This is a genomic window from Parvimonas sp. KA00067 (assembly GCF_001553085.1).
In the GTDB taxonomy this organism is placed as follows: Bacteria; Bacillota; Clostridia; order Tissierellales; family Peptoniphilaceae; genus Parvimonas; species Parvimonas parva.
In genome coordinates this window covers 62,724-81,286 of the sequence record NZ_KQ960145.1, presented here as the reverse complement: position 1 = coordinate 81,286, position 18,563 = coordinate 62,724, and the positions used below count along the sequence as shown (strand labels likewise).

General features: G+C 32.3%; 18 protein-coding genes and 3 pseudogenes. All 21 read left to right on the top strand.

The features are described 5' to 3' along the window. The first annotated feature begins 125 nt into the window (after positions 1-125). Complete coding sequence (locus HMPREF3181_RS02350) at positions 126-449, top strand: hypothetical protein (protein ID WP_004830093.1); 324 nt, start codon at positions 126-128, stop codon at positions 447-449. Between the two features lie 71 nt (positions 450-520). Continuing rightward, the gene (locus HMPREF3181_RS02345; protein WP_002843613.1) at positions 521-1,528 is read left to right on the top strand and encodes an ORF6N domain-containing protein; all 1,008 of its coding nucleotides are present in this window, start codon (positions 521-523) and stop codon (positions 1,526-1,528) included. A gap of 109 nt (positions 1,529-1,637) precedes the next feature. Then, complete coding sequence (locus tag HMPREF3181_RS02340) at positions 1,638-1,823, top strand: transposon-encoded TnpW family protein (protein ID WP_002843609.1); 186 nt, start codon at positions 1,638-1,640, stop codon at positions 1,821-1,823. An 11-nt stretch (positions 1,824-1,834) separates the two neighbouring features. After that, positions 1,835-2,644, top strand: a pseudogene (locus tag HMPREF3181_RS02335) (VirD4-like conjugal transfer protein, CD1115 family); the annotation flags it as partial. A 100-nt stretch (positions 2,645-2,744) separates the two neighbouring features. Then, complete coding sequence (locus HMPREF3181_RS02330; protein ID WP_002843671.1) at positions 2,745-3,356, top strand: DUF6037 family protein; 612 nt, start codon at positions 2,745-2,747, stop codon at positions 3,354-3,356. Between the two features lie 73 nt (positions 3,357-3,429). Then, positions 3,430-4,275 carry a TIR domain-containing protein gene (locus HMPREF3181_RS02325; RefSeq protein WP_002843668.1) on the top strand — a complete coding sequence of 282 codons (846 nt, stop codon included), beginning with the start codon at positions 3,430-3,432 and terminating at the stop codon, positions 4,273-4,275. 187 nt (positions 4,276-4,462) lie between these two features. Next, on the top strand, positions 4,463-4,774 hold the full coding sequence (locus tag HMPREF3181_RS02320; protein ID WP_002843676.1) for a hypothetical protein: 312 nt from the start codon (positions 4,463-4,465) through the stop codon (positions 4,772-4,774). Positions 4,775-4,777: 3 nt separating this feature from the next. Continuing rightward, positions 4,778-4,993: a Maff2 family mobile element protein gene (locus HMPREF3181_RS02315; RefSeq protein ID WP_000394208.1), complete on the top strand. Its 216-nt coding sequence runs from the start codon at positions 4,778-4,780 to the stop codon at positions 4,991-4,993. Positions 4,994-5,012: 19 nt separating this feature from the next. Continuing rightward, positions 5,013-5,876 carry a VirB6/TrbL-like conjugal transfer protein, CD1112 family gene (locus tag HMPREF3181_RS02310; RefSeq protein WP_068472602.1) on the top strand — a complete coding sequence of 288 codons (864 nt, stop codon included), beginning with the start codon at positions 5,013-5,015 and terminating at the stop codon, positions 5,874-5,876. Positions 5,877-5,888: 12 nt separating this feature from the next. Further along, on the top strand, positions 5,889-6,155 hold the full coding sequence (locus HMPREF3181_RS02305) for a hypothetical protein (RefSeq protein WP_003033658.1): 267 nt from the start codon (positions 5,889-5,891) through the stop codon (positions 6,153-6,155). Between the two features lie 3 nt (positions 6,156-6,158). Further along, on the top strand, positions 6,159-6,557 hold the full coding sequence (locus HMPREF3181_RS02300) for a PrgI family protein (protein WP_003033666.1): 399 nt from the start codon (positions 6,159-6,161) through the stop codon (positions 6,555-6,557). Then, positions 6,460-8,892 carry a VirB4-like conjugal transfer ATPase, CD1110 family gene (locus tag HMPREF3181_RS02295; RefSeq protein WP_100207873.1) on the top strand — a complete coding sequence of 811 codons (2,433 nt, stop codon included), beginning with the start codon at positions 6,460-6,462 and terminating at the stop codon, positions 8,890-8,892. Before HMPREF3181_RS02300 ends, HMPREF3181_RS02295 begins: the two co-directional genes overlap by 98 nt. Before the next feature lie 6 nt (positions 8,893-8,898). Next, a pseudogene (locus tag HMPREF3181_RS08105) lies at positions 8,899-9,162 on the top strand (CHAP domain-containing protein); the annotation flags it as partial. Positions 9,163-9,375: 213 nt separating this feature from the next. Beyond that, positions 9,376-11,193 (top strand): annotated as a pseudogene (locus tag HMPREF3181_RS02290) (CHAP domain-containing protein); the annotation flags it as partial. A gap of 12 nt (positions 11,194-11,205) precedes the next feature. Then, positions 11,206-11,442, top strand: a complete 237-nt coding sequence (locus HMPREF3181_RS02285) for a hypothetical protein (protein WP_001224413.1) — start codon at positions 11,206-11,208, stop codon at positions 11,440-11,442. Beyond that, positions 11,423-13,633 carry a CD1107 family mobile element protein gene (locus HMPREF3181_RS02280; RefSeq protein ID WP_068472598.1) on the top strand — a complete coding sequence of 737 codons (2,211 nt, stop codon included), beginning with the start codon at positions 11,423-11,425 and terminating at the stop codon, positions 13,631-13,633. The genes HMPREF3181_RS02285 and HMPREF3181_RS02280 overlap by 20 nt, the downstream gene beginning before the upstream one ends. A 91-nt stretch (positions 13,634-13,724) precedes the next feature. Next, complete coding sequence (locus tag HMPREF3181_RS02275) at positions 13,725-15,431, top strand: DNA topoisomerase 3 (protein WP_068472593.1); 1,707 nt, start codon at positions 13,725-13,727, stop codon at positions 15,429-15,431. A gap of 55 nt (positions 15,432-15,486) precedes the next feature. Then, positions 15,487-16,440 carry a DNA cytosine methyltransferase gene (locus HMPREF3181_RS02270; protein ID WP_197415913.1) on the top strand — a complete coding sequence of 318 codons (954 nt, stop codon included), beginning with the start codon at positions 15,487-15,489 and terminating at the stop codon, positions 16,438-16,440. Continuing rightward, positions 16,437-16,823: a hypothetical protein gene (locus tag HMPREF3181_RS02265; RefSeq protein WP_010680149.1), complete on the top strand. Its 387-nt coding sequence runs from the start codon at positions 16,437-16,439 to the stop codon at positions 16,821-16,823. The genes HMPREF3181_RS02270 and HMPREF3181_RS02265 overlap by 4 nt, the downstream gene beginning before the upstream one ends. A gap of 84 nt (positions 16,824-16,907) precedes the next feature. Next, a complete protein-coding gene (locus HMPREF3181_RS02260) occupies positions 16,908-17,513 on the top strand; it encodes a DUF6088 family protein (RefSeq protein ID WP_039991222.1) in 606 nt (201 codons plus the stop codon). Then, complete coding sequence (locus tag HMPREF3181_RS02255) at positions 17,506-18,513, top strand: nucleotidyl transferase AbiEii/AbiGii toxin family protein (protein WP_068472586.1); 1,008 nt, start codon at positions 17,506-17,508, stop codon at positions 18,511-18,513. The genes HMPREF3181_RS02260 and HMPREF3181_RS02255 overlap by 8 nt, the downstream gene beginning before the upstream one ends. The last annotated feature ends 50 nt before the right edge of the window (positions 18,514-18,563 follow it).

Below are 18,563 nucleotides of genomic sequence, written 5' to 3'. Positions count from 1 at the left end.
ATAGGTATCAGACTATAGCTAAGTGTAAAATAGGGCTTAAAATTGCAGTATGAAAAAAATATCGTATTTATGATAAAATGATAGTGATATGGTAATAAACTCAGTTATAAGGAGAGGATATATAAATGCGAATTCAATTTACTGTAACCGATGAAGAACTTGAAATTTTAACTAAAAAAGCAATAGAGGGAGGTTTCCCAAGCGTTACTGAATATTGTAAGTGTAGCAGTTTACAAGAAAATACAAGCTATGCTGACCTATATACTACCTTATTAAACAAAATTAGTTCTTTACCGAAAGGCAAAGAATTTGTTTTGAGAGAGTTAATCGCAACACCGCCGGCATTGATTGGCAGATGGTTTTATGAAAATGTAAATAAGGGACTTGTAAAAAATGTGGAACACATCGGAAAAGCTGAAGGCGGAGTAGAAAAATATAAAAGAATATAAGACTTATTCAAAAAGCTACGCAGTGCGTGGCGAATTGGAAAAGAATTTAGATAATGTTGGAGGTGCATTTCATGGCAGAAGAAAATAAAGAGATAGTTATTGTAGATGATAAAACTATACAAGAAAAAATATATCTTATTCGTGGGCAAAAAGTAATGCTTGATGCAGATTTAGCTGAAATATATGGTTATGAAACAAAAAACTTTAATAGACAGGTGAAAAACAACGCAGAAAAATTTGAAGGTGAAGACTTCATGTTCCAATTAACGGACGAAGAAATGGTAGAACTTTCAAGGTGCAAAAATTTCACCTTGAACAGAGGGACTGGTAGAGGAAGTAATATTAAATACAATCCTTATGCCTTTACAGAACAAGGTATTTATATGCTGATGACTGTATTAAGAGGTGAACTTGCTGTTAAGCAAAGCAGAGCTTTAGTTAGAACATTTAAGCAAATGAAAGATTTTATCATAGAAAACCAAGATTTTATCGGTTCAAAAGAATTAGTTCAAATAGCAGTACAGACAAATCAAAATACAAAGGATATAGCTGAAATAAAGTCGCAAATGGCTACAAAAGAAGATTTGAAAAAGGTGATGGATAATTTTATAGATCCAGACACTTACAAGCATTTCCTTTTAATGAATGGAGATAAGATTGAAGCAGATGTTGCTTATACAAAAATATATAAGTCTGCAAAGAAAAGCATTTATGTAATAGATAACTATATAGGCTTGAAAACCTTAGAATTATTAAGGGCTGCAAAAGACAATGTTGAAATTATAGTCTTTAGCGACAATGTGAAGAACAAGGATATGCTTACAAAAAATATCCTTAACGATTTTAGAAAAGATTACCCTAATATCAATCTTAAGATGAAAGTCGCAGGGGAAAAATATCACGATAGGTATATTGCTATTGACTATGGAACAGAAAATGAAGCCTTTTATCTTTGCGGAGCTTCATCAAAAGATGCAGGAAATAAAATATCAAGTATTACAAAGATAGAGGAATCTTCCAAGGATATGTATCATACGATGTTTGGCGGAATGCTGAACAATAAGGATTTGAAAATTTAATATGTAAATGGTAAAGCGTTATTCAGTGAATAGCTATAAAACTTGTGAAAGGCGGTAGAAATAAAACTCTATCGTCTTTTTTAATTGCAACTAATAGGAGGAAAATAATATGCACGAAAATAGAAATGAACAAAATACTGGAACAAAGACCATAAAGAAGATAGGAAAGGCAACTTACGAGGTTGTAGTCCATTTTAATGAAAATGTGACTGAAACCATGCAAGATAAATTGAAAAGGATAATGCTTAGGGAAATGGAGCAAGAAAAAGATAAAAAAACCCATAAAAATGATTAGAAAGTCCTTGACAAGTTGTTACAGGAAAAACAGCAAAGTCTATTCTTATTTCATGTGGTGCAAGGCTTGCTCCTTTTGATATTCAAGAGCTTAGGGACTTGATGAAAGAAGATGAACTTGAGCTTGATACACTGGGAGATAGAAAGACAGCACTTTTTGTTATTATCTCTGATACAGATGATACCTTTAATTTTGTGGTGTCTATTATGTATTCGCAGTTATTTAACTTGCTTTGTGATAAGGCGGATGATGAATATGGAGGACGATTACCTGTTCATGTAAGGTGCTTGCTTGATGAGTTTGCAAACATTGGCTTAATTCCGAAGTTTGAGAAGTTAATAGCGACAATCCGTTCAAGAGAGATTTCAGCGAGTATTATCTTGCAGGCACAATCTCAGCTAAAGGCAATCTACAAGGATAATGCAGATACGATTGTAGGCAACTGCGATAGCACTTTATTTCTTGGTGGAAAGGAAAAGACAACACTTAAAGAACTGTCTGAAACACTGGGTAAAGAAACCATAGATCTGTATAACACATCGGAAACAAGATCTAATGCCAATAGTTATGGACTGAATTACCAAAAGACAGGAAAAGAATTGATGAGCCAAGACGAGATAACAGTTATGGATGGCAGTAAATGTATTTTTCAGCTTCGAGGGGTCAGACCGTTTTTATCAGATAAATTCGATATTACAAAGCATAAGAACTACAAGCTCTTGGAGGACTATGATAAGAAGAATGTGTTTGATATTGAAGAATACATTAGAAGAAAAGGCAAAGTTAAGATGAATAGAAATACAGTAATTACAAGATTGTAATATTTTCTGTTATAGCTTTATGTGGCATGGGTATATTTGGTATAATAATATATATACATTTTAAAATATTAGATAATATATCTTGATGAGGTGACAAACTATGCTAGAAAACTTAAAGTTATTAAAGCAGGATATGGAAAGGCTTGATTGGACAATATGTAGTTTTATTTTTAACTACAAGGGCATTGAGTATATCGTTTTAGTAAAAAGATTTGTTGAAAATGAACCAAGAGAAAATAAATATGCATTGGTAAAATTACATTTTATGAGATCAAATGATTTGACAAATGATTTGGTTTGTGAAGCAAATAGTCATAGTTTATTAGTAGATACAAGAACTATGAGAGAATACTTTGAAATAGAATATGCAGAAAATTTAGGTGACATATTAAGTCAGTTTACTGATTATTTTGGACGTTATATTCCTATTAGTGTTCCAAACCATATTTCTGAAATAGAAAAAATATCTATGGTAAATTCACTAAGTATAAGTGATGCAGAAGATCCAAGAAAGATATATTGTAGGAATGTAAAGAGAAATCCAGAGGGGCAAAAAAGAAGCATGTTTAATGCAGATAAAGCAAAGTTTTTAAGAAAATCATTGTTTGAGCATTTTAAGAATGATAAGAGTGTAAGCTTTTGTTTTTCAATATATCCAGAAAAGGAAAATGATGATGCAGAAATATTGAAGAAATTTGCAATAAATAATTGATTATAATCTAGTTGATATAGCGACATAATAACATGATTTATTATTTTATATTTTGTGAAAGGAGTATTTGTAATTGTATTATCAAGTTTTAGTTGAAATTAAAGAAAAGATTGGCAAGTCAAATCAAAATAAAGAAATTACAGTTTTAGATGTGGAATCAAGGGATGAGGTGTTAAATGATATAGTCATTCCATATCTTAACAATGAGGAATTTGTTTTTAATGGTTATATGTTAAATAAACGAGAAATAAATAGACTGAAGGTAATGACAACGGAGCAAACAGTTAGGTCGTTATCTCAATATGAAAATGATAATATGCCACAGGGACTTATAATGTATGTGTCACCGAATGACATACTTACATATGATAAATATGTAACTGACGTAACCAAAGAATTACTTGATGAAGGTAAGAAAACACAACATACAATATTGGATAGGCATAAAGATGAAATAATAGAAAAAGATAAAAATAAAAATAAAGTGTTTATTGTTCATGGAAGAGATAATGAAACTAAGCAAGAAGTTGCACGTTTCATAGAAAAGATTGGATTTGAACCAATCATATTACACGAACAGTCAAGTTCGGGTATGACTATCATTGAAAAAATAGAAAAATACACAAATGTTGGTTTTGGAATTGTACTATATACTCCGTGTGATAAAGGTTACGAAAAAGATAGTCCTAAGGAGATAAAGAGTAGAGCAAGACAGAACGTGGTTTTTGAACATGGATTTTTAATTTCTAAATTGGGAAGAAATAATGTATGTGCTTTAGTAAAAGATGACATTGAAAAACCGAATGATATATCAGGGGTTGTTTATATAACTTTTGATAGTAATGGCGGGTGGAAAATACCACTTGCAAAAGAAATGAAAAGTTCTGGATATGAAGTGGATTTCAATCTGTTTATGTAATTATAGTAATGTTTTAAGCAGTAAGTCTAAAAGATAGATTTGCTGCTTTTTTATTACTCAAAATCAGGAGGAAAGATGGTAAGGATAAGAAGTCCCACTAAGGAAAACTAAATAGCAAGAGTATCAGCGATTGGAAAAGAAAAACTCCGGTCGCTTTTTTTATTGAAAAGAAAAGGAGAAATTTTTAATGAAGCAAGGAATGATTAACATCAACGCCAATTTATTGGCAGAACCAACTTTTTCGAGTTTTGACAAAGATGGAGAAGCTGTTGAGGTTGCAAACTTCACGCTTGTAAAAAAGTATGGAAAAGGTAAAGAATATATCAATTGTGCAGCCTATGGAGAAAAGGCAGAAACAGCAAAAGCCTTTGAAAAGGGCGATTTGATCCATATCTTTGGATACTTTAAGAAGCGTGAAAAAGATGGAAAGACTTACAAAAATTTTGTTGTGAAGTCATATAACAAGATTGAAAAGAAAGAAGAAAACGAGGAGGAATAAATCATGGAATTTTTTACACAGGCGGTAAATGTATTAAAGATTTTAGTTATGGCAGTAGGTGCAGGACTTGGAGCATGGGGAGTTATTAACCTGATGGAAGGTTATGGAAATGATAATCCGGGTGCAAAATCTCAGGGTATTAAGCAGCTTATGGCTGGAGGCGGTATCGTCTTAATCGGATTAAAGCTGATTCCACTTCTTGCAAATGTACTCAAGTAAGAAGAAAAGGAGAAATTAAATGTTTGGGATATTCGACAAGATAGAGGAGTTTTTCAAAGATCTTCTACTGGGCGGTATCCAAGCAAATCTTGAGTCCATGTTTCTTGACATCAACGATAAAGTTGGTGCGATTGCAACGGATGTGGGAAAGACACCGATGGGGTGGAACGGACAGGTTTTCAGCTTTATTAAAAGCATTAACGATTCCGTTATCATTCCCATTGCAGGGCTAATCATTACGGCAGTCCTTTGTATCGAGCTTATCAATATGGTTATGCAAAAGAACAATATGCACGATACGGATACCTTTGAATTTTTCAAATACATCATAAAGATGTGGATAGCGGTGTGGTTAGTATCTCATGCCTTTACATTTTCAATGGCAGTCTTTGATGTTGCACAACATCTTGTAAATCAGGCGGCAGGAGTAATCAATACTTCTGCCACCGTTTCAGGTGATCAAATTGTTCAGATGGTTGAGGGATTAAAAGACAAAGGACTTGGAGAACTGGTCATGATACTCTTTGAAACCTCGCTTGTTAAAGTTGCAATACAGGTTATGTCGGTAGTCATTATGCTAGTTGTCTATGGCAGAATGTTTGAGATATATGTTTATGCTTCCGTTTCAGCAATTCCATTTGCCACTATGGGAAATAAGGAGTGGGGACAAATTGGAACAAACTATATCAAAGGTCTATTTGCTATTGGGCTTCAAGGCTTATTCTTGATTATATGCTTGGGTATTTACGCAGTTTTAGTAAAGACGATAAAGATAACGGACATACATGCAAGTACCTTTATGATATTAGGCTATGCATTACTTCTTGGTCTAATGATGTTAAAGAGTGGAACGCTTGCAAAGAGTGTATTAAACGCACATTAAGGAGGATTTTTAATGATAGAAGTAAAGAAAAAGTTTTTTCCTGTTTCAATTATTGCAGTAGGGATTGGAGCATTTACTATCTCAATTTTTAACAGTAATAAATTAAAGAATTTAGAAGATGAAGTAAAAAGTACAAGAAATGATGTGAAATCTATTCTTTGTTATCAAGAGCAGAAAAATGCACTAATTGAATCGGAATTAGAAGAGATGAGAAATGAAGTTGCTTCATGCTATGAGCATTTTGAAGTATTTTCAAAGGAAAAAGAAGATGGGAGGTAAGCTATGGGCTATGTACCAATTCCCAAGGACTTAAAAAAGGTAAAAACAAAGGTAGCCTTTAATCTTACAAGAAGACAATTAATTGGATTTACACTTGCTGGACTGGTTGGTATACCAGTCTATTTATTTATGAGAAAGTTTATGCCTAATGATATAGCGATACTGTTTTTAATTGTATCAACTCTTCCAATCTTCTTTGTAACACTATTTGAAAAGGATGGACTTACCTTTGAGAAATATTTTAAGCACATATATTTGCATAAGTTTTATCAACCACAAAAGCGAGTGAGAAAGGAGGTTTACCTTGAACAAGAAAAGAAAAATACAGCAAATGCAGTTAGAAAAAAATCAAAAAGTATTAAAGGAAAACAAAAGAAACCAGAAAAAAGAAAAGTTGACTAAGCAGAAGAAAAAAGCTTCTCTAATCGACTTAATATTTAAGAAAGAGCCTAAGAGATACACTGTTGAAGACACAATACCTTATATGAGAATGCTAAAAAGTGGGATATGTCAGCTTGATGAAAAGCACTTTAATAAGTGTATTGCATTTCAGGATATAAACTATCAGCTTGCATTAGAAGAAGATAAGGATTTGATTTTCAATCAATTTGCGAATGTCTTAAATTCGTTTGATCCAAGTGTAGATATTGAGTTTTCATATATCAATCAGCTTGGAAGAAATAATGAATTAAAAGCAGCTATTCAGATACCGGATAAAAATGATGGTTATGATGATATTCGATTAGAGTTTCGTGAGATGTTAAAAAGTCAGCTTGCAAAGGGAAATAATGGGTTAAAGAAATCGAAGTATATCACCTTTGGAGTTGAAGCGGATAGTTTGGAGCAAGCGACTGCAAAACTTGAGCGACTTGAGATTGATATATTGTCAAATCTAAAGAGTATGGGAGTTCGTGCTGAGGGCTTAACTGGAACAGAAAGACTAAAAGTCTTACATGATATTTTAAATCCAGATAAACTCTTTTCTTTTTCATATAAAGACTTAAAACCAAGAGAAAGTACAAAGACGGTGATTACACCAGATTCTTTTAATTTTGTACCGAGTAAGTATTTTAAGTTTGGTAAATATATTGGAGCTGTAAGTCATCTTCAAATACTTGCAAGTGAGCTATCGGATAGAATGCTTGCAGAATTTTTAGATATAGATGATAACATCAATATTTCTTTTCATATCAAGGCAGTTGAGCAGACAGAAGCTATCAAGATGGTGAAAAGAAAAAATACAGATATTGATAAGATGAAAATTGAGGAAAATAAAAAGGCAGTTAGAAGTGGCTATGATATGGATATCTTGCCAAGTGATTTAATTACCTATGGAGATAATATCAAGATGCTTTTAAAAGATCTCCAGACAAGAGATGAGCGTATGTTTATCGTAACGATTGTCTTTATGAATTTTGCAAGGACAGTACAAAAGCTTGATACGACTATTTCTCAAATTTCATCTATTGCAAGTAAGCATAATTGTAAGATTAAACGCTTAGATCATAGTCAAGAACAAGGTTTTATCAGTGTATTACCTCTTGGAGTAAATAAGATTGAAATAGATAGAGGGTTAACCTCATCATCAACAGCAGTCTTCTTACCATTTACAACAGAGGAGCTTTTCATAAACTCATCAAATAGCTTGTACTATGGATTAAATGCCCTAAGTCATAACCTGATTATGGCAGATAGAAAAATGCTTAAAAATCCAAATGGATTGATTCTAGGTACGCCTGGTTCTGGTAAGTCCTTTTCTGCAAAGCGTGAAATGGCAAATGCTATTCTTACAACCGATGATGATGTCATTATCTGTGATCCAGAGGGTGAATATGGCAATCTTGTTAAACAGTTCAAGGGAGAAGTCATTAAGGTTAGTGCAAAGAGTAAAGACTATCTCAATCCACTAGATATAAATATGAATTATGGAGATGGTGATGCACCACTTAAGGATAAGGCGAATTTTATTATGTCTATGCTTGAACTTGTGGTTGGTGGTAGTGGTCTTACAGCAGAAGAAAAATCTGTTATAGATAGGTGCTTACCTAGAATTTATGAGAAGTATTTTGAAAATCCAATACCAGAAAATATGCCTATACTTCAAGACCTTTACAATATGTTAAAAGGACAAGAAGAAAAGGTAGGAAAGAAACTTGCAACAGAAATGGAAATCTATGTTTCAGGAAGTCTTAATGTCTTTAATCATCAGTCAAATGTGGACTTAAATAAGCAGTTAATTTGTTTTGATATTAAGGAACTTGGAACGCAGCTTAAGAAAATAGGAATGCTTGTTATTCAAGACCAGGTCTGGAATAAAGTTTCTCAAAACAGAAATACCGGCAAAAGCACAAGGTATTACATTGACGAGTTTCATTTGCTTTTAAAAGATGAACAGACTTCACAGTATTCGGTAGAAATCTGGAAGAGATTTAGAAAATGGGGAGGTATTCCAACAGGCATTACACAGAATGTTAAAGACCTACTTGCAAGTAAAGAAATTGAAAATATTTTCGATAATACAGATTTTATTCTAATGCTTAATCAAGCAACAGGTGATAGAGACTGGCTTGTTGTAAAGCTTAAAATCTCAAAAGATCAGGAAAAATTCGTTACCAATTCGAGAGCTGGTGAAGGTCTGATTTTCTTTGGGAACACCATTGTTCCCTTTGTAGATAACTTTCCTAAAGACACAATCCTATATCAAAAGATGACTACAAAACCTGAAGAAGTGAGGTAGCGTCTTATGAGTAAAAAAAGAAAGCGAGATTTAAATGAAAAGTTAAGAGCAAGAGAAGAAAAAATAATCACAAAGGCTGAAACAGATGATGTCCTAGATTACAAAAGAAAAACTGGAGATGATTATAGAGACAAGGTTGTTAAAGAAGAAAATAGGTTTCAAGATAAGATTCACGAGAAGATAAGTAAAAGGGCTGATATTACTAGTGAAATAGACACAAGTAACAAGAGCAAAAATGCTATAAAAAGAAATCTTCAAAGTAACAGTTTTGAAACTGATAGTGGAATGAAGCCTATTGTAGAGTCTGCAGAGAAAAACCAAAGGATAGAAGTTAGTTCAGATGCTTATAGAGTTTTTGAAAATACCGCTTCTAAAGAAACTCATAGGAATAGAGAAGTAGGTAATACTAATAATGGTTTGAATAGTCAGAGCGTAAATGTTAATAAGCGAAAACATTCTAAAAAACTTGTGAGTGATTTTGCTGAAACGGAAGTAGCTAAGTCAGATTATCAAACAGAGGTTAAAGAAAATCGTATCTATGATCCTTTGGCAAAAGACCAAGATGGTGATGGTGTCATTGATAGATACGATAATGATTTTAGAGATAGCGATGTATCCTATGAGCCTTTAGGTAATAAAAAATCCAAACTTTATGAAAAGCAGAAAAGGTCACTTAAAAGAAAGAACTATTCTGATAAGCTCTTTACAAGAAAAGGGACAGATAAGAAAAAAGAAGATAATACTAAAGTTTCTAAAACTGGTAAAGAAGCCATCAAAGATAGGGAAAAGAAAAATCAGCTCTATAAAAGGTATAACAAAGAAACCCTAGTCGGTGGGAGTGTGATTGGAGCCGCAAAACTTGGTGAGGTTACAAGTGATTATCTATCATCTGGTAGTGATGAAAATGCATCGGTTGAAGCTGCCGAAAAAGGTTTAGTAAGTTCATCTAAACTTATTCATGGCGTAAAGAATTATTCGGACAAGAGAAAAAGTAAGAAGCTATATGATTTAGAAAAGAGCGATAGGAAAATTCAAAGTAGAAAGTCCAAGCTTGAGTTTAGAAAAAGCATGGACGAGGTTAAGAAGACTGACCAATATAAAAAAGCAAATGCTTATAAGAAGTTTCAAAAGAAGAAACAGATGAAGTCAGCTATCTATAAGCAAAATAAGACAAGAATTAGAGATAGAGTTAAAAAGACACTGATGGATACATTCAAGGTATCTAAAGACTTTATCATAAGAAAAACGAAAGTAGCAGCAATAGTAGTAGCTGCCATAATTATTTTTGGAACTTTTGTATTTAACTTTGCAAGCATGACAATGGGTGGATTTGCTAATTCTACAAGTAGCATTTTAACAACATCGTATTTATCAAGACCAAATGTTTTAACTGAGATTAACCAAAGTTTTTCAAACAAGGAGAATGACTTATATAGCGAGCTTGAAAATATAGAAAAGAATAATCCCGGATATGATGAGTACATCATAAATAAAAATGGAGATATTGGTCATAATGTTCATGAGCTTTTATCCTATATCACCTCAAGATGTGGTGAAGTAAAGAGTTTGTCTGAAGTTAGTAATATCCTAGATGATTTGTTTAAGACTATGTACCATGTCGATTATAAAGAGGAAATAGAGATAAGATATAAGACTGTAACTGAAACTTACACCGATGAAGAAGGGAATGAACATACCGAGAGCCACGAAGAACCTTATGAATATAGAAAGCTCATTGTTACCCTAAATAAAAGGGAAATGGATAGTGTCATTAGAGAAGTCTTTAGAGATTATCCAGATAATTTAAAACACTATGAAGCACTATTCCTTGCACAGGGAAATATGGGTGAAATGTTTGGAAACACCAATCTCATTACTGAAAATGGTGGCATTGGTGGAGGAAAAGAATATGAAGCATCGTCTGATGTTCAAAAGAAAATTGTAAATGCAGCATATATTACTCCATCACCTGGAGCAGGTTGGTGTGCAATGTGGGTTTCACAAGTTTATCAAAATGCAGGTCTTGGATATATCGGAGGAAATGCTAATGATATGTATCGAAATCATACATTTACTTCTGATAGATCAAAGTTAAAAGTAGGAATGCTTGTAGCTGTTGAAAGTAGTAGCAGTGGTGGTCAAGCCGGACTTACTTATGGTCATGTTGGCATTTATATTGGTGATGGTAAGGTAATGGATAACATCGGTGTTGTTAGAGTTACAACTTTGGATGATTGGATAGCAACATTTTGTAAACATCATCCAGTAGGCTTTGGCTTTCCACCAAATGTAAACAGATAAGGAGGGCAGAATGTGAGAAAAGAATTAAAACTAACGAAAAATAAAATAAAGAAACTTCTTGATAAAAAGGCTCTGATTGATAAAGAATTAGAGCCTTTATTTATTCGAGAAGAAGAACTTGAAAACGAAGAAATCATCGTGATTTGTAGAGAAAACAACATCACGCTTGAGGATTTAATGAGAAAAGTAAAAGAAGAGAAAAAACAAAAACAAGAAAAGGAGTTTAATGATGAAAAAATTGTTGAGTAACAAAAAGATTTTAGCAAGTATACTTGCTTTACTGGTGTTAGTAGGCTTAGTGGCAACAGTGTACCTAAACAAATCAAATATTGTATATGCTATGGGAGCCGATAATAATCATGGGCAGTATAAAACAAAATTTATTGTGAATATGATTGACAATACAAGTGATCAGAATATAAGTAAGTCATATTATGAGGATAAGCTGAAATTTAAGATAAATATTTTAAAGGAATTTAAACTTGAGGGTAATTTAACATCATTTGATAGATATGATGAAATGTTTACAGAAGCTGATTTTGATACCGAAAGAACGGGGAATACAAGATTTACAAGCAAAAAAGAATTTAATTATTATAAAGCTTCAGATGTAAATATTGGCAGCGGCATATTCTTAGATTTTACAGAAAACAATCAAGACTACTATGTTGGTTCTATTGAGGAGCATATTAGAACATATAGCGATAATAAGATTTACCATATCTTAGATACACCTGTATATAAGCTGAATCGAGATATTGTAAAAACTAAGATTGATTATGATGGAGAAATAAAAGAAGAGTCCAAAAAAGAAATTATAAATAAAGTTAAGGAAGCCAATCCTAATATCAACAATCTTAAAGAAATAAAGATTGAGAAGGATAAGCTCATCATTGAAACTTGGAATAGATACCATACAGGTCTTCCATATATAACTTTTAATGTAGATGACTTAATTACAAGAGTGGCAAGTGTTGATACGCAAACTGATAAAACTGAAAAAAAGGATAGTTCAGTACAAACAGATGATAAAAGTAAAAAAGATTCAGCAACACAAACTAAAGCAGAAGTTAAGGTAAAATACTTTTTCGAAGATGGAAAGGTATATAAAGAATTTACTAAAACTTTTGATGTAGGCTATGTTCTTGATGCTTCAGAACTTGATATGTTACCTGATAATATGAAATTTCTTGATGATTTTGCCACATATAAGGTAAAGGGAAAAGATGATGAAATTATAAGAAAGGTATCTTATCTAAAGAAAGATGAAAATACTCAAACTGAGAAAGATATAAAGGATAGTGCTACTCAAACTGAGGAAAAGAAGAAAAAAGATGTTTCTGTGCAAACTGTTTTAACAGGAAAAGACATTGAAAAGTTAGAAAAAGACCTAAAAGCCTATGAAAAAGAAATGGATAAACTAAATAAGGAGCTAAAAGATAAAGCAGACATTTCTAATGATAAGAAAGAAGAAATCAATAAGCTTAATGATAAAATTAAATCCTTAGAAGAAAAGCTTGAAAATAGAAAAAATGAAAAGATAAAAGGTATATCAGATAAGGATATTTCAAAGCTTGAAGATAGAATTAAAGGCTTAGAAAGTAAAATTGATACTCTAAAAAATACATCATCAAGCACAGGAAACGCTCCATCAAAGACAGTTACATCTAATTCAATTCCTTTTACAAGCGGAAAAGGAACACAAACAGGTAGCGAAAAACAAATTGCTTCAAATTCTGCGACAAAAAAGGGAAACACGACATCTGAAAACACTAGCAAAAAAGAAGAAAAGCAAGAAATTCGCTATCCGAATAAGCTAACACCTAAACAGACTTCAAGTAATGGAGATACGTCTTCTATGGATGGAACAAGCAAGCCTGTAAATACAAATAAAGGAGTAGCGTCAGCACCATCAAAGGCAAGAGGATCTGTTACAGAGAATAAGGATAATGCAAACAAAGATTATCCAATTCACCACAACGATGGTAAAGATAATAAGTCTACGGATATGTATTCAGCAGACGCAAGACAGTTTGTAACTTTTACAACTAAAAATGGAAAGACTTTTCATCTAATCATTAACCATGATGAAGATAGCGAAAATGTAATGCTTTTAACAGAAGTTTCGGAAGACGACTTATTGAACATGGTTGAAAAGAAAGAAACACAAAAGGAGATTGTAAAGGAAGAACTAATAAAAGAAGAGGCTAAACCAATGAAAAAAGAAGAGAGTAGTAATATGGGAACATACTTAATTCTGATTCTTGTAGTAGTTGGAGCATTAGGTGCAGGTTATTACTTTAAGGTTGTTAAAAAGAAAGAGAATGAAGAACTTGAAGCATTAGAAGAAGATGATGACGATGATTTTTTCTCAGAAGCTGATGAAAGTGATGAAACATCAGAAATAGGGGTTGAAGAAATCGAAGAAGATGAAGAATAAAATGCACCATAAACTATATGATTTTGGGTGCAAGTTAAAGGCGAGAGAGTATTATCTTTCGCTTTATTTTATTTGAAAGATTGGAGATAATATGGATTTAGTTATTGCAGAAAAACCGAGTGTAGCTATATCAATTGCAAAGGTAATAGGAGCTACAAAAAAGAAAGATGGATACTACGAGGGAAATGGATATAGGGTATCCTGGTGCGTGGGTCATCTGATTCAGATGGCAAATCCTGATAGCTACGATGAAAAGTATGCTAAGTGGAATATGGAAGATTTACCGATTATTCCGAGTGAATATAAGTATGTTGTATCAAAAGCTACTAAAAAGCAGTTTAATACTCTTAAAAAACTGATGAATGATAAAGATGTTGATACCGTAGTAAATGCTTGTGATGCAGGTCGTGAGGGCGAAGCAATATTTAGACTTGTATATAACGAGGCTCATTGTAAAAAGAAGATGGAACGCCTTTGGATTTCATCGATGGAGGATAGTGCCATAAAAGATGGTTTTGATAATCTAAAAGAGGGAAAGTTCTACGATAATCTCTTTGAGTCTGCACAGGCAAGAGCGATTGCAGATTGGCTTGTTGGAATGAATATCAGTAGATTTTATTCGTGCCTATATAAGCAAAATTACAGTGTAGGAAGAGTGCAGACACCTACCCTCTCAATGATTGTAAATAGAGATGAGGAAATAACCAATTTCAAAAAAGAAAAATATTTTATAGTAGAGCTAAGTCTTAATGACTTTACACTTTCAACAGATAGAATTGATGATGGAATAACAGCAGAGCAGCTCTTAAACTTAGTAGGCGATAAGATAGAAATTACCGATGTTATTCAAAAAGAAAAGATAACAAAGCCTGATTTGCCATTTGACCTTACAACGCTCCAAAGAGAGTGCAACAAATATTTTGGATATAGTGCTAAGCAGACACTTGACTATGCTCAAAGTCTGTATGAGAAAAAACTGATTACCTATCCGAGAACAGACAGCAGATGCTTAACGGAAGATATGATTACAAGTACCATCAATCATATCTTAGGAAAGAATGACTTTGATACGGGACGTATTAAGAAGGTATTTAACTCAAAAAAGGTTACAGATCATCATGCAATCATACCAACAACAAGCAGTATGAATGAAGACTTGATTTCACTTCCTGAAAGTGAATTAAAGGTATATCGACTTATCTTAAATAAGTTTCACGCAAGTGTAGGCTATCCTTTAATTGAAAATACAACAAAGATTGTCGCTGAATTTGATAGCTTTGAATTTACAAGCTCAGGTAAGGTAATTAAAGATGATGGATTTACAAAATATCTTAAAGAATACAAGTCTAAGAAAAATGAAGATACACTACTTCCTGATGTGAGCATAGGCGATGTATTAAGCGTTGAAAACAAGAAAATAAAAGAAAAATACACAACACCACCGAAACACTTTACAGAAGATACACTTCTTAAGGCTATGGAGCTTGCAGGAAATGATGCTTTAGAAAAAGATGTTGAGGTAGAACGAAAAGGACTTGGTACACCTGCAACAAGGGCTGGTATTATTGAAAACTTAATCTATAAAGGCTTTGTAGAAAGAGATAAAAAGAATTTAATTGCAACCAATAAAGGAATTAGTTTGGTGACTATTGTTTCAGATACTTTTAAATCAGCAGAAACTACTGCCGAGTGGGAAATGAAACTATCTGACATTGCTAATGGCAAGGCGGATAAGGATGACTTCTTAAAATGTATTGAGAATGAAATAAGAGAAACAGTAGGGATATATCGTAAATAATTTTTAGGGGAATGAGAGCTAATCTTGTTCCCTTATTTTATTGGAGGTGATGAAAATAAGTGAGTTGAATGTATTAGAACTGTTTGGTGGTATAGGTGCTATTAGAAAAGCTTTAATAAGGCAAAAAATATCTCATAAGACGGTGGATTATGTAGAGATAGATAAGAATTGTGTTAAAAGTTATAATGCACTTTATGGCGAAGAATTTGAGCCTAAGAGTATAGTAGATTATCATCCGACAGACGAAAGAATAGATTTACTAATGCATGGTAGTCCATGTCAAGATTTTAGTCGAAGTGGCTTAAAGAAAGGTGGTACAAAAGGTAGCGGTACAAGAAGTAGTCTTCTTTTTGAAACTATACGAATTATAGAAGAAATGAAAATACGACCAAAGATAGTGCTTTGGGAAAATGTAAAGGGAGTTCTCGATAAAAATATGAGAGCTTCCTTTTTTCATTACCTAAAAGAAATGGAAAGGCTTGGTTATGAGAATAAGTATGAAATTTTAAATGCTATGGACTTTGGAATACCACAAAAAAGAGAGCGTATCTTTGTTATAAGTATCTTAAGTGAAAACTACTTTAATTTTTCTTCTTTAGAAAAGATAGAGGCAAAGGATATATCTAAGTTTTTAGAAGAAGATGTCTCTAATCTTTATGAAGTAAAGCAAGAATCAATGCTTTCTCATATTAGAGGAGATCCTAAAAATAATCATTTCAAGGGCAGATTAAAAGTTATTGATAAGTTTGCCTACACCATTTCAACAAAACAAGCACGCATTCCCAATTCAGGAATTATTGATATAGGAAACGGTAAGTATAGGTATTTAACAGAACGAGAATGCTTTAGGCTAATGGGTTTTGATGATGAAGACTTTGATACCTTGCGAGCTATCTATAAGCAAAGAAAAGGCACAACATCATCAATCCTGTATAAGCAAGCAGGAAATAGCATTGTAGTTGATGTATTAGAAGCAATTTTAAAAGAAATTATGAGGAAAAAGAAATGAAAAGATTAACAACATATAGTATTTTAACAAGTAGTGATGACAAGGAAGAACAACACATGAAAGAAGTTGAAGCTATCTTCTCTAAAATATATGGACTTGTAAATTATCTGTGCGTCTATGATATTAGTTATATTGATAAGTATCATAGCAAAATAATCAAGCCAAAATCTGAATATAATGAACTTCACAACTTTGAAGAAATCTTAGAGAAAACAGATTTTAAAAATGGAATTGATATTTTTCTTGATGATGAGGATACACTTGTGTTTATTGTTTATGGACAAGGATACAAGTATCAAGATGAGTATAGTCTGGTTACTACTAAAGTCACAGTTAGCACTATAGGAAAATTTGAAGCTTTTGCAGAATTTATAAAAATATAACAGGAGTATAAAAACTTAACTTATAGCTGGATTGACTTTTTGCACCCAAAAGTGTATAATTTTGGGTGCAAGGAGGTGTTATATATGGATTCAATCACAAATCAAATAGAAACCATAATGTCTGAGAATCAAGGTAAGATTTTCTCTATAAATGACTTCTATGACTTAGGGACAAAGAATACCATTAAATCCATTTTATATAGGTTAAATGAAGAAAATGAGATAGCCAGACTTCTTGATGGATTATATACCAAACCAAAGTACAGTAAAATTTTAAATGAATACTCTTATCCTGACGCTAGTGCTGTAGCAGAAAAGATAGCCGATAAATTTTCTTGGACGATAGCTCCCACAGGAGATACAGCATTAAACTACACAGGATTATCTACACAAGTACCAAATGAATATGTTTATATTTCAGATGGAGCGTATAGAGAATATTTGTATAGAGATAAAAAAATCATATTTAAGCATACGACAAATAGAAATATAACATCTTATTCAAAAGAATTATCTATTTTGATACAGGCAATAAAAGCGCTTGGAAAAGATAATATAAGTGAAGAAGATATAAAAAAACTTGCTGTTTTTGCTAAGGAAATTCAAGAAGATTTAATAAAGGATACATTAAAATTACCTTTTTGGATACAGGAAGTTTTAAATAAAATACAGGAGATAAACCATGAGTAAATTATTAAAAATATCAAGTGAAGAGCTTGAACTTGTCATACAAAATACATCAGATAAGCTTTCTATGTCAAAGGCTATTGTAGAAAAAGATTTATGGGTTTGTATGATTTTGAAATACCTATTTAAGGATTTTAAATATAAAGATGCCATTGTTTTTAAAGGTGGAACAAGCCTATCAAAAGTATATAAGCTGATTGAAAGATTTTCGGAAGATATTGACCTTGCTTTGGATTGGAAATTGTTAGGTTATAAAAGTAAAGAACCTTATGAGGATAGGAGTAATACGAAGCAGTTGAAATTCAATGATAAACTAAACGAGGACACAAAGATATTTCTTAGGGATGAATTTTTACCTGTTTTAGAAAATGATTTTAAAGATGTGTTGAGAGGTAAAGATTATAAATTTTATATTGATGAATTTGACGGTCAAACAATTTGCTTTGATTATCCTAAAAATCATAAAGACAGCTCCATACTTCAAGTGATAAGACTTGAAATTGGAAGTTTGGCTGAACCGATTCCTGCAAGTAGACGGAAAATAAAGACCTATATTGAGGAAGTATACCCTGAAGTATTTGATGAAAATATTCAAGTTTTAGCAGTTGATAGTCTAAGAACTTTTTATGAAAAGATAACAATACTGCATAGGGAAGCAAACAGAGTAAATGGCAACTATCCTACAAGATATTCAAGGCATTTTTACGATGTATATAAAATGCTACTTACAGATATAAAAGAAAAAAGTTTCGATAACTTAGATTTATTAAAAGCGGTTATTGAGTTTAAGAAAAAGTTCTATGCGTGTAATTGGGCAAAATATGATGATATTATGGAAGGAAATATAAAGTTAATTCCATCAGATGAAGCTTTAGAGACATTCTCAAAAGACTATGATAGTATGAAAAATATGCTCTTTGGAGAAAAAATATCATTTGATAGAATCATAAGTAGTGTTAAAGAATATGAAATAGAGCTAAACAAAGTTTTGGAAAATAAGTAATAATTTCAATTTTGAAATGGGCGATAGAGACTGCTATCGTCTTTTTTCAT

Bases quoted from the DNA above. Each gene is read 5' to 3' on its own strand.
- HMPREF3181_RS02305 (WP_003033658.1), top strand. From the start codon at position 5,889: ATGATAGAAGTAAAGAAAAAGTTTTTTCCTGTTTCAATTATTGCAGTA.
- HMPREF3181_RS02255 (WP_068472586.1), top strand. From the start codon at position 17,506: ATGAGTAAATTATTAAAAATATCAAGTGAAGAGCTTGAACTTGTCATA.
- HMPREF3181_RS02310 (WP_068472602.1), top strand. From the start codon at position 5,013: ATGTTTGGGATATTCGACAAGATAGAGGAGTTTTTCAAAGATCTTCTA.
- HMPREF3181_RS02345 (WP_002843613.1), top strand. From the start codon at position 521: ATGGCAGAAGAAAATAAAGAGATAGTTATTGTAGATGATAAAACTATA.
- HMPREF3181_RS02340 (WP_002843609.1), top strand. From the start codon at position 1,638: ATGCACGAAAATAGAAATGAACAAAATACTGGAACAAAGACCATAAAG.
- HMPREF3181_RS02260 (WP_039991222.1), top strand. From the start codon at position 16,908: ATGGATTCAATCACAAATCAAATAGAAACCATAATGTCTGAGAATCAA.
- HMPREF3181_RS02300 (WP_003033666.1), top strand. From the start codon at position 6,159: ATGGGCTATGTACCAATTCCCAAGGACTTAAAAAAGGTAAAAACAAAG.
- HMPREF3181_RS02350 (WP_004830093.1), top strand. From the start codon at position 126: ATGCGAATTCAATTTACTGTAACCGATGAAGAACTTGAAATTTTAACT.
- HMPREF3181_RS02320 (WP_002843676.1), top strand. From the start codon at position 4,463: ATGAAGCAAGGAATGATTAACATCAACGCCAATTTATTGGCAGAACCA.
- HMPREF3181_RS02265 (WP_010680149.1), top strand. From the start codon at position 16,437: ATGAAAAGATTAACAACATATAGTATTTTAACAAGTAGTGATGACAAG.
- HMPREF3181_RS02330 (WP_002843671.1), top strand. From the start codon at position 2,745: ATGCTAGAAAACTTAAAGTTATTAAAGCAGGATATGGAAAGGCTTGAT.
- HMPREF3181_RS02275 (WP_068472593.1), top strand. From the start codon at position 13,725: ATGGATTTAGTTATTGCAGAAAAACCGAGTGTAGCTATATCAATTGCA.
- HMPREF3181_RS02280 (WP_068472598.1), top strand. From the start codon at position 11,423: ATGAAAAAATTGTTGAGTAACAAAAAGATTTTAGCAAGTATACTTGCT.
- HMPREF3181_RS02315 (WP_000394208.1), top strand. From the start codon at position 4,778: ATGGAATTTTTTACACAGGCGGTAAATGTATTAAAGATTTTAGTTATG.